The sequence below is a fragment of the Shewanella sp. Actino-trap-3 genome (assembly GCF_002836275.1).
In the GTDB taxonomy this organism is placed as follows: Bacteria; Pseudomonadota; Gammaproteobacteria; order Enterobacterales; family Shewanellaceae; genus Shewanella; species Shewanella psychromarinicola.
The window spans coordinates 677,360-699,930 of the sequence record NZ_PJCE01000001.1 but is presented as its reverse complement, the minus strand read 5'-3'; the positions used below and the strand labels follow the sequence as shown (position 1 = coordinate 699,930).

The following is a 22,571-nucleotide window of genomic DNA, read 5'->3' as shown; positions in this document are numbered from 1 at the left end:
TTATGTCTATTTTAACAACTAACCCGATGATTAAAAATGGCCTGTTACTCGGCCTATTTGCCTTATGTTGCACCGGCCTCGTCGCGTTGGTGAATGCCTTAACCAGTGACACAATATTATTGCAACAGCAAAAACAATTAACCCTAACGCTTAACCAAATTATTCCGACCGAATTACACGATAATGTACTCAGTGAACAATGTATTTTGGTTAATTCTCCGCAGCTATTAGGCACTAAAGCCGATTTGCCGGCCTATCTTGCTTATAAAGGCGAACAACCTGTTGCCATCGCGATTGAAGCCATTGCTCCAGATGGTTATAACGGAGCAATAAAACTCATTATTGGCGTTGATAACACCGGGACAATATTGGGTGTTCGTACCCTTTTCCATCAAGAAACGCCTGGCTTAGGCGATAAAATTGATTTACGAAAGTCTGATTGGGTCACTCATTTCAGCGGCAAACGTTTTACTGGAAATTCAAGCGACTGGAAAGTGAAAAAAGATGGCGGACAATTTGATCAATTTACCGGTGCGACCATTACTCCGCGCGCTTATGTTAAAGCCATTGCAAATGCGATGACATTTGTTGAACAACATCGCCAAGCGCTCTACCAAAGTCATTATGCCTGTGAGGCCAACCATGAGTAATTATCGTGCAATCGCGGCTCAAGGGTTATGGAAGAATAACCCAGGATTAGTCCAACTATTAGGTTTATGTCCGCTGCTTGCTGTGACAGCAACAATCACAAATGCATTAGGTTTGGGGGTTGCCACTCTGTTGGTACTAATTGGATCTAATGTTTTAGTTTCCTTGGTACGCGATATTGTTCCTAAAGAAATTCGTATCCCAGTATTTGTTATGATCATTGCCGCACTTGTCACTTGCGTACAATTACTGATCAACGCTTATGCCTATAATCTATATTTGTCGTTAGGCATTTTTTTACCACTGATTGTGACCAACTGCGTCATCATCGGCCGCGCTGAAGCATTTGCCTCTCGTAACTCTGTAGCCCACTCGGCCTTTGATGGATTAATGATGGGGTTAGGTTTTACTGCTGTACTGGTTGTTTTAGGTGCCAGCCGAGAATTACTCGGTCAAGGGACCCTATTTGGTGGTGCTGATTTATTATTAGGTGATTGGGCGAGTGTGTTAACGATTCATGTGTGGCATGTGGACACACCATTTTTATTGGCGATGTTGCCGCCGGGAGCATTTATAGCGATGGGATTATTAATTGCCCTTAAAAATGTCATCGATAGCCGAGTAAAAGCACAGCAGCCTAAAGCTGAAAGTGTTGGCGTGACGCGTGCTCGGATCACTAAAGTCAACTAACACGACTCCGCGGTTACTCTAAAACGGCCGTTAACTTAACGATGAATTGACCGATTAATATGAATAAAGATAAACGTATCCAAATTCTCAACCGATTAAGAGACAATAACCCTAAGCCTGAAACTGAATTGAACTTTTCAAGCCCATTTGAGTTATTAGTTGCTGTGACATTATCAGCACAAGCGACCGATGTCAGTGTCAATAAAGCGACCAATAAGCTGTTTCCTGTTGCCAATACGCCTCAAGCCATATTTGACTTAGGGGTTGACGGGCTTAAGCAATACATTAAAACCATTGGCCTATACAATAACAAAGCTATTAATGTGATTAACGCCTGTAAAATGCTGCTGGATTTACATAATGGTGCGGTACCAGAAAACAGAGACGCACTAGAAGCTTTACCTGGCGTGGGTCGAAAAACAGCAAACGTCGTTCTCAATACGGCATTTGGCTGGCTAAAAGATAATGAAGGTAGATATTTTATTGCTGTTGATACACATATTCAACGAGTAGCTAATCGCACAGGCTACGCCAAAGGTAAGACTGTTGAAGAAACCGAACAAGCCATCATTAAGAACACCCCTAACAAAACTGAATTTATGTATGATCTACATCACTGGTTAATTTTGCATGGTAGATACACGTGCATAGCACGAAAGCCTCGCTGCGGTTCTTGTATTATCGAAGACTTGTGTGAATTTAAAGAGAAGACTGAAGACTAAAGATTTACTTAACCCATTTATAATCTCATCGTCAGCTATGGTAGGTAATCATTATCATAGCTTGATCTATCTTCACTCTTGCCACGAAGAGTGAGTGGTTCTGTTATTACTTATTTAGTCTTTTCCTGACACTGAAATGAACTTTCGAGATATCCAGAAAAATATTGAAAGTTTGAATTTATCGAATAAAAAGTTAAGGTTAGTAGCTGCCAAAGAGGAGACTCTTTCCTGAATGTAAAACGGATTCAAAATACACTGTTTACATACTAAAGCTGACGTATCAAGTTCTGTTTAAATTTATATTGCAGCCCAGTTTTATTATGCCACTATAATTTTCTACTTATATAAGCACCGATAGGTATGCCAATTAATCAGCCCGTCTCTAAACCAAAAGTAGCACAAACATGACCTCGTGTTCCTGCACCTATTAAGCCCGATTTTTCTGCTGTTTTCTCCAAGCTATTGCGGTCATATGATCACCTGTATGTTAAGCAAATCAAAATTAGACAAAGCAAAAATATTGAACTATTTTTATATCACTGTGAACACCCATGTTCACGAGTCATTAGGAAATACAAAAAATGAAAACAAATTCAATCCAAGGATTATTGTTTTGTGTATTAAGCTTATTCGCTATTCAAAATGTATATGCAGCAGAAGAACCACCTTTTATTGGTGGTGAGTATTGGGAAGTTACAGGGATAAAAATATCCGATGGTGCTGGCCTTAAATATTCGACGTGGCTTGCGGGCGAATGGCGTAAAAACAGCGATTATGCCAAATCTCAAGGCTGGCTAATAGATGCTAAAGTTATTAGTAATGTACACCCCAGAATGGATGAGCCTGACCTTTATCTGGTTCGTGTATTCGAAAACATGGCATCCGTTGCTGAAAATGAAAAGCGTCGTACCACGTATATGGCGTGGGCAAAGAAAAGTATGGAAAAAATGGAATCTGAAAGCGGTAACCGTGCTGAGTTTCGAACCATCATGAGTACTTCATTGCTGCAAGAGATGAAATATCGAGATTAAGACTTAACTGTTACCAAAAAAGTAGGGGGAGCTTCATTACCCTACTTTTTTTATCGAGAAAACAACACTCACACATCACTCATTCACAACAGCAAACAAATCGTCAGCATCTATAAGGCCAAACAAGCTACACATACCCAAATCTCCACCATATAACAACGCCAACTAAACAAAAGGCCTACCGACTATCGTCAATAGAAAGCTTGCCCACTTAATGTTTGCTCTACGCCACAAAACGGATAGTTTCAGATACTAAAAATCTGTGTTTGAAAGAACTATTTAGATAGGATAGAAGAAGAATTGGTGTTGCTACTAGTCACTTTCACAATGAGCATATTTGTCAGTCTTTTAGAGTTAACAACATTTCATTCCAATATATGATGCTAAGCGTCACGATGACCTCAAAGCGGTCGATTTTTGTTATTCGACATAACCTCACCTAACGCTAACATAGAGACGAAAGTGGACGTTATAATATTGAGTTGGTAGTTTGGACTGAAGTAGTTTGATCTATTGATATATATAGGTAAGCAAGAGCAATAGAGCATTTTTCATTTCATTAAGTACAGCAGATAGATGTGGCTCGCTGTGATAACGGCTACTGAATTTAACGGACAATTAGCATCTGAAATCGAGAGTGTAGTGACATCGTTAATTTGACATAGTTAATTTGACATAGTTTGGTAGGCTTTTAAGTCGCAATGAGAGTGATGAGAGTTAGGCTCGCGCTTACAACAAAAATCAGCAATTAAAATTACAGTATCAATGACTGTTTTAGCGATAAACGGAAGTTTTGATATTGCTGCTGTTAACTTCCGTTAAGCACAAAACAACCCAATAGAGTATTCTTTCCATATTAAATATATGCAATAATTATCACCACTTAAAGTTGGCCCACGATTGCGGTCGACACTCATATTTTTAGGTTTGCGAATCGCACTAAGTTTGCTCCTGGCAAAAATCTTGACCAAGTTGAACTGAATATGCTTAAAGTGAAGCCAAGTGAGTTTAAAGTGGATGTAAATCCTTGGTTTATCTACATGGGTGTTACACTTGTTTAGCGCGAAAACCACGTTGTGGCAGCTGTATTATTGAAGACTTATGTGAGTTTAAAGACAAGGTCTATCCAGAAGAATAACCCCAAATCACCTAAGGTGTTTTGGGGTATTTATATCAATGTATTGAATGTTAACTCATCAATTAACATGCAATACATTTATTTAGCGGTGGATCAAATGGGGCTATCTATTTTATGATGGTGCTTAAAACATCGACACAAAAAACGCGCTAAAACAAATTGCGATTACGACAGTCGTGCCTAAGGCCATTTTTAATTCTGTATTCATTGTCTTGCCTCCATATGTGTATAACGAAATAATAACGCTTTTAGGCCAAATGCCCAAAAGATAACATCATAAATGTGAGCCAAAGCAAAATATGATTATTGTCTATTCGAGAACAACTGGCTATCCACTCAAGTAAAACAATGCAACCTCACCTTGTTCGTTTTAAATTTTAATCAATCAGAACTGCAAAACTTTTCATTGTCATCTGAGCTTGTTAAAGTCAGATAAATTTTATAAGAGAGCATATCATGTCGCAATTACTTCATACGATGATCCGTGTAGGCAACCTTGAACGTAGCATTCAATTTTATACCCAAGTCATGGGAATGAAACTACTACGCCAATCTGAAAACCCAGAGTACAAATACACCCTCGCTTTTGTTGGTTTTGGTCAGGAAACAACAGGCCAAGCCGTTATAGAGTTAACTTATAATTGGGGTGTCGATACATATAATTTGGGTAATGGCTTTGGGCATTTAGCCATAGGCGAAGACGATATTTATGCCCGTTGCGAGACGATTGCTGCCGCTGGCGGTAACATTACTCGAGCACCGGGTCCGGTTGCCGGCGGCAAAACTGAAATTGCCTTTGTTGAAGATCCTGACGGATACAAAATTGAGTTAATTCAAAAGAGTTCGGCGACTGAAGCGTTAGGTTAGATCCATCCTTATCACCACAAGTTAAATAGCTAGTCCTGATCATATATCGCTCACCTAGTAAGATTAAAACCAGCGAAAGCTGGTTTTTTTATCTAAAACGATATTGGTCTAATTGCGTATGTTCACTAAAGCAAGTGGATAAGATTGGGCTTATTCGGGCTTAACAAGACTAAAATGATCATAAGCTCTTTGACTCGCAATACGGCCTCTTGGTGTGCGCTGAATAAAGCCTTGCTGAATTAAAAAAGGCTCCAGTACGTCTTCAATCGTTTCTCTATCTTCACCGATGGCCGCCGCGAGGTTATCTAATCCTACAGGGCCACCCATAAATTTATCAATAATGGCAAGCAAGAGTTTACGATCTAAGTAATCAAAACCTTGCTCATCAACATCGAGTAAATCGAGGGCATATTCGGCCACTTTTTGGGTCACTTTGCCATCATGTTTGACTTCAGCATAATCGCGAACCCGGCGTAATAAACGGTTGGCAATTCGCGGGGTGCCGCGTGAGCGCTTGGCTATTTCAATCGCGCCTTGACCATCTATCTCAAGTTCCATCACCTTAGCTGAACGGATCACTATGGTGGTAAGATCTTTCACATTGTAAAATTCTAACCGTAATGGAATACCAAAACGAGCCCGCAATGGTGAGGTTAATGCACCGGCACGCGTGGTAGCGCCAATAAGTGTAAATGGCGGCAAATCTAATTTAATCGAACGCGCAGCAGGACCTTCACCAATCATAATATCAAGTTGGTAGTCTTCCATCGCCGGATAAAGGATCTCTTCGACTACAGGGCTTAGACGATGAATTTCATCGATAAACAGCACATCCCCCTCTTCAAGGTTAGTCAGTAAAGCCGCTAAATCCCCCGCTTTTTCAAGTACAGGGCCAGAAGTGGATTTGATATTCACTCCCATTTCATTGGCTACAATCATCGCCAAGGTTGTTTTACCTAAACCTGGAGGACCAAAAATTAGCATGTGATCAAGTGCTTCGCGACGATTTATCGCTGCTTGAATAAAAATCTTAAGCTGGGCTCGAGTATCATCTTGACCTGTATACTCATCCAACATTTTAGGGCGCATAGCACGATCAATAAGTTCATCTTGACCTTGTTCCTGTGGCTGGATTAGACGATCAGCTTCAATCATTTTTACGTACCCTGTTTATGCATATCATCATATTTATAACATTGATTTTAATGCAGCTTTAATTAACGTTTCAGAACTCATACCTTGTTTAAAAGCCGCAGAAACTGATTTACTGGCTTGTGCTGGTTTATAGCCTAACGATAATAACGCGGAAATGGCATCTTCCTCTGCACTGTCTGCTGTCGGAGCCGGTGTATAATTACTCTGCAACATAAATTCGCGCTCAGAACCCGCTGATGCTTCAAGCAAGCTTTTAAGCTTATCACGCATTTCAATGACTAAGCGTTCAGCGGTTTTCTTACCCACGCCAGGTAGCTTGACTAAGGTGGCAATGTCGTCACGTTCGACACATGAAACAAACTCCGATGCTGTCATACCCGATAAAATGGTTAACGCTAATTTAGGGCCAACGCCGTTGGTTTTAATCAATAAACGAAATAATGCCCGCTCTTGTTTAGTGATAAAGCCATAAAGTAACTGCGCATCTTCACGCACCACAAAATGGGTAAATAACATCGCAGCTTGATTTAACGCTGGCAACTCATAAAAGCTGGTCATGGGCACTTGCAACTCATAACCGACACCATTGACATCGAGCACCACTTCAGGCGCGTGTTTTTCAACTAAAATACCACTTAGACGACCTATCATTTGTATCTTCCATATGTTCTGCTGCTAGCTTTACCACCCATAGCGATAAGGCTTTGATAAGTATGAAAATGGCATATTGCTACCCCTAACGCATCCGCCGCATCGGCTTGTGGTGAAGCAGGTAGTTTAAGTAATTGCTTAATCATATGTTGAACTTGTGTTTTTTGGGCTCGACCCGTCCCTACGACTGCACTTTTTATCTGTGTCGCGCTATATTCAGCAACAGGCAGTCCGGCACATGTTGCCGCGACAATCGCCGCACCTCTTGCTTGACCCAGTTTTAGGGCAGAGTCGGCATTTTTTGCCATAAACACCCGTTCAATGGCGAACTCATCAGGCTGATATTGAGTAATAATTTCGCATAGACCCGCATAAATTTGTTGTAATCGTTGGGGTAAATCATCGGCAGATGTTCGGATACAGCCGCTGCCAAGGTAAATCTGTTGCCGGCCTTGGCATTGGATCACACCATAGCCTGTAATACGGGAGCCGGGATCAACCCCTAAAATAATGGCCATTGATGCCTCATGCGTTGTCTAATACTTGCATAACGTCATCTGAAATATCAGCATTATGATATACCTCTTGTACATCATCATTATCTTCTAAGTTATCGATTAAACGTAAAAACTTTTCAGCGGTGTTAGCATCAAGTTCAGCTTTTAATGACGCAACCATGGTCACTTCAGCATGAACAGAGTCAAAGGACGCGCTATCAAGTGCATCTTTGACTTTGCCAAAGGTATCTGGAGTGGTAAACACATCGATAGAACCATCGTCATGAGTGACAACATCTTCAGCACCCGCCTCTAACGCACTGTCTATTAAGCTATCTTCATCAATATCAGTGTCATAAGAAATAATGCCAGATTTAGTAAACAGATACGCCACTGAACCGTCGGTACCTAAGTTGCCACCAGACTTATTAAACGCATTTCGCACGCCAGAAACAGTACGATTACGATTATCCGTCATGGTTTCAACCATCACAGCAGTCCCTCCGGGGCCATAGCCTTCATAAATAATGGTTTCTAATTGCTGACCATCCATTTCACCGGCACCACGTTTGATTGCGCGTTCAACGGTATCTCGGGTCATATTATTGGATAAGGCTTTATCGACTGCAGCGCGTAATCTGGGATTAGCATCAATATCAGAACCGCCTTCGCGGGCCGCCACATTGAGCTCGCGAATAAATTTGGTGAATAACTTACCGCGTTTAGCATCTTGTGCCGCTTTACGGTGTTTAATATTGTCCCATTTACTGTGTCCTGCCATTATATCTCCTTACTATTTAATAGAATTTTTCAAGTGAAACAGTCTACTTGTCAAAAACGTACCGAGGCAAAAGCCTCGGTATATAGTGCCCATTTAAGAGCGAGCAAATGGCTAACGTTAGCGTTTTACTCTTCTGTTTTAACCTTTTCAACCACAGCAATGCCTAACTCAGCGAGTTGAACTGGGTTAGCAAATCCTGGCGCATTGGTTAACGGACACGCCGCTGTGGTGGTTTTAGGGAAAGCCATCACGTCACGAATTGAGCTTGCCCCTGTCATTAACATAATAATACGATCTAATCCGAAGGCTAAACCAGCATGAGGTGGGGTACCATAACGTAATGCTTCAAGTAAGAATCCGAATTTTTCATTCGCTTCTTCTGCTTCAATGCCTAAAATGCCAAATACTGTGCTTTGCATTTCTGCGTTGTGGATACGTACTGAACCACCCCCTAACTCACAACCATTTAACACCATGTCGTAGGCATCTGAAATTGCCACCGCGGGATCAGCGGCCAATTGTTCAGCACTAATCCCACGAGGGGCGGTAAATGGATGGTGAACGGCGTGGAAACCACCATTAATTTGTTCAAACATTGGGAAGTCAACCACCCATAATGGGCGCCATTCACCTTCAAGTAGCTTGAAATCTTCACCTGCTTTTAAGCGCAGCGCGCCCATGGCTTCTTCCACGACGGTCGCTTTGTCTGCACCAAATAGAATGATATCACCGGTTTGTGCGCCAGTACGGCTAATAATGTCGTTAACGATAGCTTCGGTTAAAAACTTAAGTACTGGAGATTGAATACCTTCGATACCTGCTGCTAAGTCATTTATCTTCATCCACGCTAAGCCTTTAGCGCCATAAATACCAGCATACTTAGTGTAGTCATCAATTTGCTTACGTGATAATGATGCGCCAGTTGGAATACGTAACGCTGCTACGCGGCCTTCTACATCGTTTGCCGGGCCATTAAAAACGGCAAACTCGACATTGTTAACTAAATCGGCAATATCAACTAACTCAAGCGGGTTACGCAAATCGGGTTTATCAGAACCGTAACGTTTCATTGCTTCTGCGTATGACATGCGTGGAAAATCGCCTAAATCAACATTCAATAAATCTTGGAATAAACCGCGCATCATTTGCTCAGTTTTTTCCATGACTTGTTCAGAAGACATAAACGACGTTTCAATATCGATTTGAGTAAATTCAGGCTGGCGATCTGCCCGTAAATCTTCATCACGGAAACATTTTACAATTTGGTAATAGCGATCAAAACCAGACATCATTAGCAGCTGTTTGAACAGCTGTGGTGATTGAGGTAAAGCAAAAAACTGACCTTTATAAGTCCGGCTAGGAACTAAATAGTCACGCGCACCTTCTGGGGTGGCTTTAGTCAAAATAGGCGTTTCGATATCTAAAAAGCCATTGCTGTCTAAAAAGCGACGCACTGAGCTGGTCACTTTTGCACGAAAAATAAGACGCTCGGCCATCTCTGGACGACGTAAATCTAAATAACGGTATTTTAAACGTTGTTCTTCGCTGTTATTTTGGTAATTATCCATGCTCAATGGCAACGGAGCAGAGGCATTAATAATGGTCAATTGCTTACCCAAAATTTCAATTTCGCCAGTCTTCATGTTTGAATTGACTTGGCTTGCTGGACGGGCACTAACAACCCCTTTGACCTGAACACAAAATTCACTGCGCAACGTGCTTGCTATATCAAAAACATCTTTTAGATCTGGGTCATAAACAACCTGCACTAGCCCTTCTCTATCGCGTAAGTCTAAAAATACGACTCCGCCTAAATCTCGACTACGGTTTACCCAACCGACTAAAGTAACTTCTTGACCTAGATGAGACTTATTAACGTCTCCACAATAATGACTGCGCATTGAACTCTATCCTTTATCCACAAAGCGGTATTTTGGAAATCGAAAACCACAAAAACGGCATTATATACCGTGACTCAAACTTATGCATTGAAGTATCAATCAGATTGGGTGAATTAACTAGACCTAGAGCAAATAATCTCGACCGATTGACTGAAAAACCATCAAGGTAAAACTAATTCATTTTGTATTGATGACCGCCGACTTTTTTAGCCTGATACATTAGCTGATCTGATTTCTTCAATAATGAAGCCCCACTATCGGCATCATCAGGGAAGATAGCCACACCGATACTGGCCGAAATAGTGACACTGATATCCTCGATTAATAACGGCTTCTTTAATGCGATTAAGATGTTATCAGCCACTTGACGGGCATTTTCTTTAGCTTCTATGTGATTTAATAACACCACAAACTCATCACCACCAAAACGAGCCACAGTGTCTGATTCTCTTACATGCCGAGTTAATAACACGGCTATGCGTTGTAGTAACTTATCACCCATATGATGACCGTGCTGATCATTTATCGCTTTAAAGCCATCTAAATCAATAAACAACAATGCAAATTTTAATTTATCTCTATGATGAGTCAGTGTTGCTTGCGTTAATCTATCATCAAGTAAACTGCGATTAGGCAGTGCGGTAACATTGTCATGATCTGCCATATACTTAAGCGTTTCTTCAGCTTTAAAGCGCTTTTGGATTTCGACATTTAAGCGTCGATTTGACATCAATATCACGATGGCGATCACAGTGATAATTAACAAACCGATCACCAATAATTTAAACCAACGCTGGTAACGTAATGTGTCACTATTGAGATCTAATGATACCCATTTTTGATACATGTTTTGTTGTTCTGTTTCATCTATAGTCGCAATCGCTCTATCAATCAAAGGAACTAAATTTTTGAGCCCGGGGAATAGACCAATGTGGCTATGCTGCTCGGTAAACTCGGTTAACAACGACATTTTTAAACTCGGATATTGACCACCTTTTAAAGTAGTCGCCAATGTAGCCACTTGTTCAACAAACATATCCGCGCTGTCATTAACCACCGCTTCCGTACCCTGCTTGGTATCTGACACAACCACTAACTTTATTTCTGGGTATTGTTGACGAAGCTGATCCACAATATGGTAGCCATCAACAACAGCCAGTCGTTTACCCGCAATTTGTGAGACATTAAAAATGGGAGGTTGAGTTAACGAAGTGATTATCGCCCAAGGTGACGGCCAATATGCTAATGAGAATGCAAGAGTGTTTGCTCGATCTGATGTTTTAGCCATGCTGGCAACTAAATGAATTTCTCCTTTAACAAGGTCACTGACCATTTTACCAAAATCATCGTAAGCCACTGGGATAATGGTTAAATTGAGTTGTTTAACCAGTAAATTTTTAATGTCTGCATTCACCCCTAAAAACTCACCATTTTTCCCTTGAAATTCCATAGGTGCCCAATTTTTTAGGTAACCCATTTTGATAGCGCCTAAGCTACTTACATATTGCTTTTGTTGAGTTGTTAGTTTTATTTTATTGGCAGAACCTGCAAAAAAACGATCGTCTGGATTAATTAACCATTTACGTTCAATTTGAATTTGTTCTTCGACAGAAATTAAATTAAATCCTGCTTGAATTCGATCCGCTAATCCACTGTCGTCAACACGTGTTAACACATACATATCTGTCGTAAATTCGATATCAGTATATTGTCGAAACTCTGCCCATAATTTATTAGCCAACAAATAATGTGACGTCATGGCGGCAGACGACACAAAACCGCTAATTTCGTCATTGCGACCCGCTTTCACCATACTTTCTAAGGTGTCATAAAAACGTAACTGTGCCTTAGGAAACATTTTTTTTATATCACTAATATACGGTGCTGTAGGAAACACCCCGATGCGCATGGCAATATCTTCAATATGAGTTAATTTCGGGTTTGAACTAAAAAAACGACTTTTGACTGAAATAATATGCCAAGCTTGCTTGAGACCCGTTCGCATATCTTGGCTTTCAGGGTACCCAATGTGAACGTCTGCCACGCCACGTTTGACGTCATCAATACTGCTATTCATGTCGCCTGCAACAAAATCAATTTTGATACCGGTTTTTTCTGACCATAATGTCCATAAGTCAACTAGCATGCCATGTGGAAAACCATCAGCATCGATATCTACGTAGGGTTCGACACCATTTTGCATCGCAATAATCACACCCGATGTTTGTCGATGATAACCTAACCAGTGACGCTCTATTTGCTGGATAACCTCGGCGGGTATTAATTCAAAACCATTATTTATTTTGTTAACAAGCGCCTGATCCCCTTTCACTACTGCCGGTGCAAGGTTGATTTTTTTAATTAAGATACGTGATGAGCTGTAAAAATTTGCCGCGATATCTTGCTCTAGTGCTAAGTTGCGTTGATATCCTTCAATACCGGCGAAAACAAACAACTCTCCGTTAACCGCCGCTTGTAACAATTGTTCACGATTTTGATAACGCTTAAAACTAAGCTTGGGTTCTAATGCTGATAATGTTGCTTCATGGGATGAGCCCGTCACAATACCGACTTGATAGGGAATTAAATCGCTAATTTTCTTTTTACTATTTATAGACTTATGAATGTATAAATAGGTATTTAATGAGGTAAATGATTTAGCAAAATCAAACTTTTTTAACCGTGCTTGGTTTTGAGACATACCAATATGAACATCTGCTTTTTTCTGTTCGAGTTGATTCATTGACTGCTGCCAGTGCCGAGCGACAAATTGCACTTTAGTGTCGGTAATGATTGACCACTCGCGCCATAAATCGACCAAAATACCGGCAGGAGTCCCCCTCTCATCTAAATATTCAAACGGATACGTATCTTCCCCCATAACAATGATCAAGGGTTTATTTTCAACGGGCTTATCGATTTTATCTGAGTGTAATGCTTGCGCAGGTATTGAAAAACACGCAAATACTAATGCTAATATCCAAGGTATAAATTTCAAGTTTTTTCCCTAATACTTTCACTTTTTATACTGTATTCACCGAATAAACGGGTTCATAGTAATTGACTGATAGAACAGCAGAATGTGGTAAAAGATCAATATTGATGATGTTAGCCAAAGGTGGTTGAGAATGGTTTAGCAGACATCTATTGTTATTACTTTGTTATAAGGCTAAATAATATCATTTTTCCAGCTTGTGTCGTGCTAATTTTATGAATAGAAATTAATTTTGAACATATTGTACATAATGCCAGCAAAAATAAGCAGTTTAAGCCTATCTTATTGACATCATCGTGACCTATTTGAAAAAAAACTCATAAATTGCTAGTTAGATACTTGCTGTGGTTCACCATGATTAGCTAAAATACAAACTTAATTTTTTCACATTGCAACTCATGAACTCTCAACAAGATACGATATACGCTAATGCAACAAACCAAATAGCAGATTTTCAATTTGATCAACGTGTTGCAGGTGTATTTAATGACATGATCCGCCGCTCTGTTCCTGGCTATGCACAAATCATCAATACCATTGGTGATTTTGCTAATCGATTTGTCACACCTCAAAGCAATATATACGATCTTGGCAGTTCGTTAGGCTCGGCAACATTAAGTATTCGTCGCCAGATTGAAGGACGAGGATGCCAGATTTATGCGGTAGACAACAGCCAATCAATGATTGAACGTTGTACCGAAAATCTCGCAGCTTATGTAAGTGATATTCAAGTTAACCTGCTGTGCGCTGATATAAGAGATGTAGACATTAATAATGCATCGATGGTAGTGCTAAACTTTACCCTACAATTTTTGCCTACTCACGATCGTGATGCCTTGATAAAACGCATTTATGACGGAATGTTGCCTGGTGGTATATTAGTCATTTCAGAGAAGTTGTTTTTTGAAGATAATCATATACATCAATTACTGGATCAACAGCATTTAGATTTTAAGCGTGCAAATGGGTATAGTGAACTCGAAATAAGTCAAAAACGCAGTGCGTTAGAAAACGTGATGCGCCCAGATAGCTTGAATGTACATGAACAGCGTTTTACTGAAAATGGTTTTTCGCACTTTTCAGTCTGGTTTCAATGTTTTAACTTTGCATCTATGGTAGCGATTAAATGATCAATTTTAGCTCTTTCTACAAAGATATTGCCGATTCAAACCTGCAACATTGGCTGGAAACATTACCGGCAATTTTGGGGCAATGGCAACGAGATCATAAACACGGCAATTTGCCTAAATGGGAAAAGGTTCTCAATAAATTACATTACCCACAACCTGATCAAGTTGATTTTACTAGCAGCGTAACCATTGGCAGTGGAGAACAATTAAGCCCTGGTCAAGTTGAGAAACTGACTAATTTATTAGCCGTTTTTCAGCCGTGGCGCAAAGGGCCTTTTTCAGTACATGGTATCCAAATTGATACTGAATGGCGCAGTGATTGGAAATGGGATCGGGTTAAAGCGTTTATTTCGCCTTTAAATAATCGTACCGTTTTAGATGTGGGCTGTGGAAGTGGTTACCACATGTGGCGGATGTATGGTGCGGGAGCCTCTCGCGTAGTAGGGATAGATCCTTCACCATTATTTTTATGCCAATTTGAAGCCCTAAAACGAATCGCAGGTAATCAGCACCCAGTGCATTTACTGCCTCTTGGCATTGAAGAGTTACCGGCTTTAGATGCCTTTGATACTGTATTTTCAATGGGCGTGCTCTATCACCGTCGCTCACCCATTGATCATTTACTACAATTACGTGACCAACTGCGAGTCGGTGGTGAACTTGTACTTGAAACTCTGGTGATCGATGGCGATGAAAATGCGGTACTGGTTCCACAAGACAGATATGGAAAAATGAACAACGTTTGGTTTTTGCCTTCAGTTGCCGCCTTAATGTTATGGTTACAAAAATGCGAGTTTACCGATATTCGTTGTGTTGACATTGATATCACCTCATTAGCAGAACAACGCAGCACCCAGTGGATGAAAAATGAATCTCTAGTTGATTATCTCGATCCAAATGATGTGAGTTTAACCGTAGAAGGTTATCCTGCGCCTAAAAGGGCGATCATTATTGCGACGAAAAACCAACCTAACCACGATTTAGTATAAATAATACTATTCAACAGGAATTGACATGTTAAAGCAGGTAATTGCTCTATCCGTTGTAGCTGCCCTCATCTCAGGTTGCAGCGTCACTCAAAAACCAATAACACCTCCGCTCACCAATGCTGATTTAAATAGCGGTCTGCAAGTTTCGCAAACCGTTATTATTGATGTAATTAATTCAAATAATAACCAACAGGCAAACGACATTAGCGCGCTTTCTACTGAAATCAGAAAACTGAAGACTCAGGTAAGTACTGCGATGAGACAAAAATCGGAAACCATTATGGTTCAACCACCAATGCCAAAGGCGGCCGAGGTGAAACAATGCCCCGAAAGCATTATGGGTGACAAATTTCTACTCGGTGAAGTCGAAAGTGTCTTTATTGATGAATTGAAAGTCAAGTTTGCGACCCGTATCGATACCGGTGCAGAGTCATCATCTTTAGATGCGCGCAATATTGTATTATTTGAACGAGAAGGCGAACAATGGGTTCGTTTTGACGTAATGACTAATGGTTTTGATCAACCTGGCAATACGTTTGAATCAGAAGTTGAACACTTCATTCGTATTAAACAAGATGTTGATACCGGCAATGATCGTCGTCCCGTTATCCATGCCCATTTAAAAATAGGTAAATATTCCGCTGAAACAGAATTAAACCTAACAGATCGAAGCCACCTAGATTATCCTTTATTACTAGGTCGCAAGTTTATGAAAGACATTGCCATTGTTGATGTGGGCCAAATGTACATTCATGGCAAAGCTAAAAACCAAATTACCACGTTAATTAAGTAGGATCCGTAATGCATTCTCGTAAACCGTTTTACATATTCGTTGTACTGCTGTTTATCGCAGGGATAAGTGCCAGTATTTACCGTGGTATTGAGCACAATGTGCCTTTTTTACCGGGTGAACAAGTGCAAAGTTGGGCCATAGATGCCAAGGTTAGTTTTAATGGTACAAACCAACCCGCTGAAGTTAATTTTTCAATACCTAACGATCCTGCCTTTGACATATTGGTCGAGAATGCTTCGTCATCAGGTTATGGCTTAAACATTTCCGCTGATACCGATAATCGCCGTGCCGTTTGGTCAATTCGTGAAGCTTCAGGCCCACAAGCACTGTATTATCGAGTCACGCTAGTCCCAACAGGCAAACTCAATATTGAAACAGATGAAGAACCCCTTACGCCTGAACCTTATTTATGGCCTGCAACAGAAAAATCAGCAGCAGACCAAATAATTGAAGAAGTATGGATCCGCAGTGCAACAAACTTGTCTTTTGCACAGCAGTTAATGAATTTAATTAATGATAATGATCAAAGCCAAAATATGGCGTTGTTGTTATCAGCCAACACCTCAACAAATTTGTTTGTGCATATGTTGCACTCAAAAGGCGTGCCGGCACGGATCATTAATGGTTTGCAACTCGAAGATCAACGACGTCGTCAGCAGCTCACATCATACGTTCAGATTTATAATGATGGTGAATGGATACTTTTTGACGTTCCAAACAACAAGAAAGGCCGTGATAATACGCTAGTGTTATGGGAATATTCCGGACACTCAGTGCTTGATGTTATGGGGGGGACTAATTCATTAGTGAATTTCTCAATGTTAAAGGATACTCGCTCCGCATTGGCAACCTCTATTGACATGATGATGAATGACGATGCGTGGGACTTTTCCTTGTATCAGTTACCGCTTGAAGAACAAAGCACCTTTAAAGGCATTCTATTAATTCCTATTGGGGTATTAGTGGTGGTTTTCTTGCGCGTCATTGTCGGCATTAAAACATCGGGTACTTTTATGCCGGTATTGATTGCCATGGCCTTTATTCAAACCACCTTATTAACAGGCTTAATTGGTTTCTTACTGATTATAGCCTGTGGATTAATGATCCGTTCCTATCTGTCGACCCTCAACTTACTACTGATCTCCCGAATATCGGCGGTGATTATTGTGGTGATTTTCATTATTGGGTTATTTACCTTAATCTCATTCAAATTAGGCTTAAATGAAGGACTCACTGTAACCTTCTTCCCAATGATCATCCTAGCGTGGACCATTGAGCGTATGTCGATTCTCTGGGAAGAGGAAGGCCCTAAGAAAGTCTTTGTCTCAGGTGGCGGCAGCTTGTTTGTAGCAACATTGGCATACCTAGCCATGGACAATCAAATAGTCCAATATTGGGTCTTTAACTTCTTGGGTATTCATTTAGTGATCTTAGCCTTGGTATTAGTGATGGGCCAGTACACAGGTTACCGTTTAACTGAGCTAAAACGCTTTAAACCATTAGTTGGAGAGCAATAATGAAGTACGCCTGGCCCTGGGAATTGAGCCGTAGCGGTGTACTCAACATGAACAGGCGCAATATTAGCTATATTGGTCGTTACAATCAGCGCAAGTTTTATAAGCGCGTTGATGACAAACTGATTACTAAACAACTTGCGCTGGCTAATGGCATTGCGGTTCCCGATTTAATTGGGGTTGTTCACCAACAACATAAAATCCAAGAAATTCCAGCTATGGTCCTAGACCGTAGCGGTTTTGTGATAAAACCGGCAAAAGGTTCTGGCGGTAAAGGCATTATGGTGATCACCAGAGTGAGCAATGGCTGTTATTACAAGTCCAATGGTCATGAAGTGACGCATAGCGAAATTTATCGTCATGTATCAAATATTTTAAGTGGATTATTTTCACTGGGTGGTAAGCCAGATGTCGCGATTGTAGAAGGGTTAATTGAATTTGATCCGGTGTTTGAAGGCCTAAGCTATGAAGGTGTCCCTGACATCCGCTTAATTGTGTTTAAAGGCTTTCCTGTCATGGGAATGTTACGTTTATCGACTTCAGCATCTGATGGCAAGGCAAACTTACACCAAGGCGCTGTGGGTGTGGGTTTAGATATCGCCACCGGAAACAGTTTACATGCAGTGCAATTTGACTTACCCGTTGATAAACATCCTGATACTCACTTCCCTCTGTCGGACATCACAGTTCCTCATTGGGAAACTTTACTTCATACGGCATCGAGTGCCTATGAAATGTGTGAGTTAGGGTATTTAGGTACTGACATGGTGTTAGATAAAAACAAAGGCCCATTATTACTTGAATTAAATGCTCGCCCAGGTTTAACCATTCAAATTGCCAATGGTAGAGGGATGTTACCTCGACTTAAGCATGTTGAGGCGATGAAAAGCTCAGCAATGTCAGTTGAGGAACGTGTGGCTTATGCTAAAAAGCATTTTTGTAGCAACCCTATTTTTTAATCTATTAGCCACCTCAAACGCGGTGGCGGGTCCATTAGCACTGTTCATTGAACAGTGCTTACAATATCAACCTGACTTAGGACAAGATAGCCTTGTCACTTTTCAGTCGTTTGAACAACAAGCTGTTGAATTTGAAAAACGCACAATTGCGTTAAATAATATCAACGACAGAATTCAATACTACCGCCCTTTTGCCAATGATAACCTCAGTAGACAAGGCTTATTATGGTGCCAACTCCACCTTGCCGATGAATTTTATGCTTTAGCTACAGCCCCGAAAACCCAATCCCTAATCGATCAGTTACAACACCTTGCACCACCTTATAATCAGTTTGCACAACGTTTAGTTGCGATAAAACGGTCGCAATGGACTTTAATCAAAAAGTCAAAACTGCACAGCGCCCAGGCCAGCATTAATCAAGCATTGTCATCGCGGCAATTTACAATGCAATTTAATCAGCAAGATTGTGTATTAACCAATGCAGCCAATACTGATGAAGCAATTAAACATGAAAGTACTACCAATATCGATATTAGTATTGCCAAGTATTTAATTAAACAACCCAATGAACTCTGCAGAAAACAATCTTGGCTCGCCTATCAAGTTCGAACTAAAGACCAACAAGCCCCTGCACTGGCATTGATCCATCAACTGCAACAGCAGCATGCAATGCTTCAAGAATATGGCAATACAGCACAGGCACAGCTGTCATTTCATGGTTTAACCCCTCTATTATTAGAGCAATTTTTAGCCGACCAAACAACCAATCTAAATATCGCGCCATGGAATATTGCCCAAGCTTTAGGCCGTGCCAGTAAATCATCGAACATGGATACGGTAACTGCGAATGCATTTTTACAGCAAATATTGCAAAGCCTTAAGCCTTTAGATCTCAAGTTTGAGCTAATCATTGTAGAAAAATCGACTATAGACAAAGATCCCTCCACTGATGATAGTCAACATAGGGCCTTGAGTGACACGCAAATTATTCGAGTTTGGCATCAACAAAGATTATTGGGTGAGATTTTCACCTACCCACCAGATAAGTTACAATCTGGTGTCAACGTAGACGGTCAGCTGATAAAACAAACTGTGGTTGGTCATCAATTTGGCCAATATGTGCTCAGCTTTCCACAACAATTAACTCGCACAACACAACAACACAAATTAATTAACGCCTTGAGCCAAGCAATAGTATCCTTGGCTCAAGGTGGCCAGTTTTATTTTCTCAACCATCGAGGCCAAAACGCCGATGCCCATGCTATTGCAACGCAATGGTTAGTTCACTACATTAAGCAACAACTTAGCTTGCCATTACGGTCTGAACGTAGCGAACTCGCCGCGAATTACCAGAAACAACTGTGGGTATTTAGAGCAAAAGTCGCGCTGGCATTTTATCAGTATGAAGGTGATTTGAAGGGGACTGATCAAGATATTTGGTTAGGTTATAATCAGCAATTATCAGACAAATTTGAACAAAGTTTTGGCCAGCCATGGCCTAATGCTACTGATGCAATATATAGTTATCAAGCTATTGCTAATGAAGGCATTAATCATTATCTTCCTCTATGGCAAACTGCATTGGCTCAATTAGTCATTGCCCAGACATCCCCTACAATATCGACCAGGGATATATTTAATTTATTAGTTGTCAACGAAACAGATTTAACCTTAAACGATAAACTTGAGCAGCTTATTGGCCCACCGATTGACCCACATTCACTCATCAGGAGATTTAAACATGCTGGTACTACACAAGAGTAAAGCACTCTGGTACTTACTATTGTCAGCTACGTTGTTTAGTAGTGTGGTTTTCGCAACAAAGCCCGTTGAAAAAGTAGCTCATAATTTAACAGCTGAACAAGTTTATCATGGGATTAAAGCCAATTTAGAGACCAATCTTTATTCATTACCCCCACGAGTCCAAGGACATTATGCCATTCGTCAATTCCGTATGACGGGTGAAACCAAATATGCCAACGGTTCATTAATCGACCTACTCACCATTGCTGAACGCCAAGCCTATTATTCCTGTAATCTGGATAAACCAGGTTTTATTAAAAGTGAATCAAAAATTGCAGTGGATAAATTAGGTAACGGCCCACGTGGCCAAGCACGTAAAAAAGCCATCGCCCCCTACCCTAACTTTATGTTGTATAGCAATGTCTTATTACGCTATGCCAGCCGTGTCGATGAGTTTGGCTTTACCGGACCTTGTCATGATTTAATGATAAAAACCCTAAAAAAGGCCAACTTAGCACCCGCGTTAACCGATAAACAGATGATCCAAGCTTGGGCTGCACAATTAATAAACTATGTGTACTGGGCGAAACAAATTGGTGTTGGCGACTATTATGAGGCTTACAAAAAGGCCTTTATTAACACATACCCAAACAGCAAAGATGACCAGCTTGAAAAAGGCCAATACAAAAATAAAATTTATGGCATGACTCACTTTATTTTTTCAGCCAGCGGGTATTATCAATACCCAGTGGATCCAAAAGAACATCAGTGGATTTTAGATTACTTCGAAAAGAATATCGATCGTATTTTAACGGACACTACAGAAGATATTATTACTGAAGTGGGTATTAGTTTCTTGATCACTGGCAATGGTTCAAATCCTGTTGTCGATAAAGTGAAAGAACATGTCATTGCAGCCTACGATCCAAACACTATGATGATCCTATCACCTCATGGTAAAGCGGACTTATCCAGCGGCGAACACAGAAATGTGTTGGCAATGATGTTACTAGATTGGCCTGACACATTACATAAAGGCCCATATTTAAATGATATTGCTAGTACTAAGAAACACCTACCTAAATTAGTTAAACCTAAAGCATCTGCGAGTGATACTAAATTACACTAAATAAGACCTGTATATATTGAAGACAAATGCGCCCCATTTGTCTTGTTTACATAAAAAGATGTTATGGTTTTTTCCTTCAATTTCTGTCACCTGTAAAGAGAACACTTAATGAGCCGAGCAAAATCAACGCTAGAACAATGGCGGATCGTCCAAGCAGTCGTTGATTTTGGAGGCTATGCGCAGGCAGCAGATAAACTCAATAAAAGCCAATCGTCACTCAACCATGCCGTGTCCAAGTTACAGCACCAATTAGGCATTAACCTACTCGAAGTAAAAGGCCGCAAAGCCTATTTAACTGAACAAGGTGAAGTATTACTGCGTCGTTCCCGTCATTTAACTCAATCGGTTGAAGAGCTTGAACAATTAGCCAGCAATTTAGGCCAAGGTTGGGAACCTAACCTGACCATTGCCAGAGAGATTGTTTATCCGATGGACGATCTTGTTGGATCATTAACAGCATTTTTACCTGAAAGTCGCGGCACTCGTGTAACGATTATTGATTCGGTGATTTCAGGCACTCATGAATTAGTAAAAAATAATCAGGTCGATATTGCTATCTGTGCCACCCCCCCTAAAGGCCATATTGCTGAGCCGTTATGTGAATTAAGTTTTGAACTTGTGTGTCATCCCGAGCATCCACTGTCACAACTCGCGTTAATTGAAGATGACAAGCAATTAGCCCAGCACTTGCAAATTGTGATTAAAGATACTGGAATAAATGCCACCAATGATATTGGTTGGTTAAAAGCAGAACAGCGTTGGACCGTATCTAACTTTCATGAAGCAAAAATAATTTTGGCTCGCAATATTGGTTTTTGCTGGATACCCAGTTTTTTAGTCGAACAAGAAATTGCTAATAAACAACTCATCCGATTACATTTGCGCGGCAGTTATCAGCGAAAAATAATGCTTAACTTAGTGATACCGAATCGAGATCAGCAAGGGCCGGCCTGTAAATTATTAGAAAGCTTAATTTTAAAACAACATAATTTACCATTTAATGATTAATTATCAGCAGAAGATATTTTCTTCCCATTAAGTAAGTCTAGATGTCACTTAATCTAGTTAACCTCGGTCGGGATAATAAACGGTTATTAAAAAGCCATTTGTTCAGCTACTTATGTTGCATTGACTTGCAATAGACTCACAATACGCAACATAATCTAACCACTCAGCATGGTAGCTTTTCTAGGCTTAGCGAATGTTAAATTAATACCTGATGAGAGATAGATAAAGG

The 22,571-nt window shown here is 40.5% G+C and carries 19 protein-coding genes and 1 pseudogene; 14 read left to right on the top strand and 6 right to left on the bottom strand.

Annotation, left to right across the window (positions count from 1 at the left end; translation table 11 throughout):
• Positions 1–2 precede the first annotated feature (2 nt).
• From rsxG to gloA, 6 genes and pseudogenes are all read left to right on the top strand, one after another.
• Entirely contained in the window at positions 3–650 is a 648-nt protein-coding gene (rsxG, locus tag CXF80_RS03065) for an electron transport complex subunit RsxG (RefSeq protein ID WP_101031122.1), read from the top strand.
• Positions 643–1,338, top strand: a complete 696-nt coding sequence (locus CXF80_RS03060) for an electron transport complex subunit E (RefSeq protein WP_101031120.1) — start codon at positions 643–645, stop codon at positions 1,336–1,338. Before rsxG ends, CXF80_RS03060 begins: the two co-directional genes overlap by 8 nt.
• Before the next feature lie 59 nt (positions 1,339–1,397).
• Positions 1,398–2,060 (top strand): endonuclease III, encoded by a 663-nt coding sequence (gene nth, locus CXF80_RS03055; RefSeq protein WP_101031118.1) that lies wholly within the window; start codon positions 1,398–1,400, stop codon positions 2,058–2,060.
• A gap of 581 nt (positions 2,061–2,641) precedes the next feature.
• A complete protein-coding gene (locus CXF80_RS03050) occupies positions 2,642–3,091 on the top strand; it encodes a hypothetical protein (RefSeq protein ID WP_101031116.1) in 450 nt (149 codons plus the stop codon).
• An 890-nt stretch (positions 3,092–3,981) separates the two neighbouring features.
• Positions 3,982–4,229, top strand: a pseudogene (locus tag CXF80_RS03045) (endonuclease III); the annotation flags it as partial.
• Positions 4,230–4,685: 456 nt separating this feature from the next.
• Positions 4,686–5,096 carry a lactoylglutathione lyase gene (gene gloA, locus CXF80_RS03040; RefSeq protein ID WP_101031114.1) on the top strand — a complete coding sequence of 137 codons (411 nt, stop codon included), beginning with the start codon at positions 4,686–4,688 and terminating at the stop codon, positions 5,094–5,096.
• A 150-nt stretch (positions 5,097–5,246) separates the two neighbouring features.
• On the opposite strand, the gene ruvB is transcribed toward gloA, so the two are convergent.
• From ruvB to CXF80_RS03010, 6 genes are all read right to left on the bottom strand, one after another.
• Positions 5,247–6,251, bottom strand: a complete 1,005-nt coding sequence (ruvB, locus tag CXF80_RS03035; protein WP_101031112.1) for a Holliday junction branch migration DNA helicase RuvB — start codon at positions 6,249–6,251, stop codon at positions 5,247–5,249.
• Positions 6,252–6,284: 33 nt separating this feature from the next.
• Complete coding sequence (ruvA, locus tag CXF80_RS03030) at positions 6,285–6,902, bottom strand: Holliday junction branch migration protein RuvA (RefSeq protein WP_101031110.1); 618 nt, start codon at positions 6,900–6,902, stop codon at positions 6,285–6,287.
• Positions 6,899–7,420, bottom strand: coding sequence for a crossover junction endodeoxyribonuclease RuvC (ruvC, locus tag CXF80_RS03025; protein ID WP_059743772.1), 522 nt, complete (start codon positions 7,418–7,420; stop codon positions 6,899–6,901). The genes ruvA and ruvC overlap by 4 nt, the downstream gene beginning before the upstream one ends.
• Positions 7,421–7,427: 7 nt before the next feature.
• Complete coding sequence (locus CXF80_RS03020) at positions 7,428–8,180, bottom strand: YebC/PmpR family DNA-binding transcriptional regulator (protein WP_101031108.1); 753 nt, start codon at positions 8,178–8,180, stop codon at positions 7,428–7,430.
• A gap of 125 nt (positions 8,181–8,305) precedes the next feature.
• Entirely contained in the window at positions 8,306–10,081 is a 1,776-nt protein-coding gene (aspS, locus tag CXF80_RS03015; protein WP_101031106.1) for an aspartate--tRNA ligase, read from the bottom strand.
• Positions 10,082–10,253: 172 nt separating this feature from the next.
• A complete protein-coding gene (locus tag CXF80_RS03010) occupies positions 10,254–13,079 on the bottom strand; it encodes a diguanylate cyclase domain-containing protein (protein WP_101031104.1) in 2,826 nt (941 codons plus the stop codon).
• 395 nt (positions 13,080–13,474) lie between these two features.
• Between CXF80_RS03010 and cmoA the strand changes: the two genes are divergently transcribed.
• The 8 genes from cmoA (at position 13,475) to CXF80_RS02970 (ending at position 22,342) form a co-directional block, all read left to right on the top strand.
• Positions 13,475–14,206, top strand: a complete 732-nt coding sequence (gene cmoA / locus CXF80_RS03005; RefSeq protein ID WP_101031102.1) for a carboxy-S-adenosyl-L-methionine synthase CmoA — start codon at positions 13,475–13,477, stop codon at positions 14,204–14,206.
• Entirely contained in the window at positions 14,203–15,195 is a 993-nt protein-coding gene (gene cmoB, locus CXF80_RS03000; protein ID WP_101031100.1) for a tRNA 5-methoxyuridine(34)/uridine 5-oxyacetic acid(34) synthase CmoB, read from the top strand. The genes cmoA and cmoB overlap by 4 nt, the downstream gene beginning before the upstream one ends.
• Before the next feature lie 25 nt (positions 15,196–15,220).
• Positions 15,221–15,988 carry an ATP-dependent zinc protease family protein gene (locus tag CXF80_RS02995; RefSeq protein ID WP_101031098.1) on the top strand — a complete coding sequence of 256 codons (768 nt, stop codon included), beginning with the start codon at positions 15,221–15,223 and terminating at the stop codon, positions 15,986–15,988.
• 8 nt (positions 15,989–15,996) lie between these two features.
• Complete coding sequence (locus CXF80_RS02990) at positions 15,997–17,505, top strand: UUP1 family membrane protein (RefSeq protein WP_101031096.1); 1,509 nt, start codon at positions 15,997–15,999, stop codon at positions 17,503–17,505.
• Entirely contained in the window at positions 17,505–18,461 is a 957-nt protein-coding gene (locus CXF80_RS02985; RefSeq protein ID WP_101031094.1) for an alpha-L-glutamate ligase-like protein, read from the top strand. The genes CXF80_RS02990 and CXF80_RS02985 overlap by 1 nt, the downstream gene beginning before the upstream one ends.
• Positions 18,424–20,226 carry a hypothetical protein gene (locus tag CXF80_RS02980; RefSeq protein WP_101031092.1) on the top strand — a complete coding sequence of 601 codons (1,803 nt, stop codon included), beginning with the start codon at positions 18,424–18,426 and terminating at the stop codon, positions 20,224–20,226. The genes CXF80_RS02985 and CXF80_RS02980 overlap by 38 nt, the downstream gene beginning before the upstream one ends.
• Complete coding sequence (locus CXF80_RS02975; protein WP_101031090.1) at positions 20,204–21,334, top strand: DUF3541 domain-containing protein; 1,131 nt, start codon at positions 20,204–20,206, stop codon at positions 21,332–21,334. The genes CXF80_RS02980 and CXF80_RS02975 overlap by 23 nt, the downstream gene beginning before the upstream one ends.
• A gap of 108 nt (positions 21,335–21,442) precedes the next feature.
• Positions 21,443–22,342: a LysR family transcriptional regulator gene (locus CXF80_RS02970; protein ID WP_101031088.1), complete on the top strand. Its 900-nt coding sequence runs from the start codon at positions 21,443–21,445 to the stop codon at positions 22,340–22,342.
• Positions 22,343–22,571: the final 229 nt, after the last annotated feature.

Coding starts and splice junctions, on each gene's coding strand:
- rsxG (WP_101031122.1), top strand. CDS start 3: ATGTCTATTTTAACAACTAACCCGATGATTAAAAATGGCCTGTTACTC.
- CXF80_RS03060 (WP_101031120.1), top strand. CDS start 643: ATGAGTAATTATCGTGCAATCGCGGCTCAAGGGTTATGGAAGAATAAC.
- nth (WP_101031118.1), top strand. CDS start 1,398: ATGAATAAAGATAAACGTATCCAAATTCTCAACCGATTAAGAGACAAT.
- CXF80_RS03050 (WP_101031116.1), top strand. CDS start 2,642: ATGAAAACAAATTCAATCCAAGGATTATTGTTTTGTGTATTAAGCTTA.
- gloA (WP_101031114.1), top strand. CDS start 4,686: ATGTCGCAATTACTTCATACGATGATCCGTGTAGGCAACCTTGAACGT.
- ruvB (WP_101031112.1), bottom strand. CDS start 6,251: ATGATTGAAGCTGATCGTCTAATCCAGCCACAGGAACAAGGTCAAGAT.
- ruvA (WP_101031110.1), bottom strand. CDS start 6,902: ATGATAGGTCGTCTAAGTGGTATTTTAGTTGAAAAACACGCGCCTGAA.
- ruvC (WP_059743772.1), bottom strand. CDS start 7,420: ATGGCCATTATTTTAGGGGTTGATCCCGGCTCCCGTATTACAGGCTAT.
- CXF80_RS03020 (WP_101031108.1), bottom strand. CDS start 8,180: ATGGCAGGACACAGTAAATGGGACAATATTAAACACCGTAAAGCGGCA.
- aspS (WP_101031106.1), bottom strand. CDS start 10,081: ATGCGCAGTCATTATTGTGGAGACGTTAATAAGTCTCATCTAGGTCAA.
- cmoA (WP_101031102.1), top strand. CDS start 13,475: ATGAACTCTCAACAAGATACGATATACGCTAATGCAACAAACCAAATA.
- cmoB (WP_101031100.1), top strand. CDS start 14,203: ATGATCAATTTTAGCTCTTTCTACAAAGATATTGCCGATTCAAACCTG.
- CXF80_RS02995 (WP_101031098.1), top strand. CDS start 15,221: ATGTTAAAGCAGGTAATTGCTCTATCCGTTGTAGCTGCCCTCATCTCA.
- CXF80_RS02990 (WP_101031096.1), top strand. CDS start 15,997: ATGCATTCTCGTAAACCGTTTTACATATTCGTTGTACTGCTGTTTATC.
- CXF80_RS02985 (WP_101031094.1), top strand. CDS start 17,505: ATGAAGTACGCCTGGCCCTGGGAATTGAGCCGTAGCGGTGTACTCAAC.
- CXF80_RS02980 (WP_101031092.1), top strand. CDS start 18,424: ATGCTAAAAAGCATTTTTGTAGCAACCCTATTTTTTAATCTATTAGCC.
- CXF80_RS02975 (WP_101031090.1), top strand. CDS start 20,204: ATGCTGGTACTACACAAGAGTAAAGCACTCTGGTACTTACTATTGTCA.
- CXF80_RS02970 (WP_101031088.1), top strand. CDS start 21,443: ATGAGCCGAGCAAAATCAACGCTAGAACAATGGCGGATCGTCCAAGCA.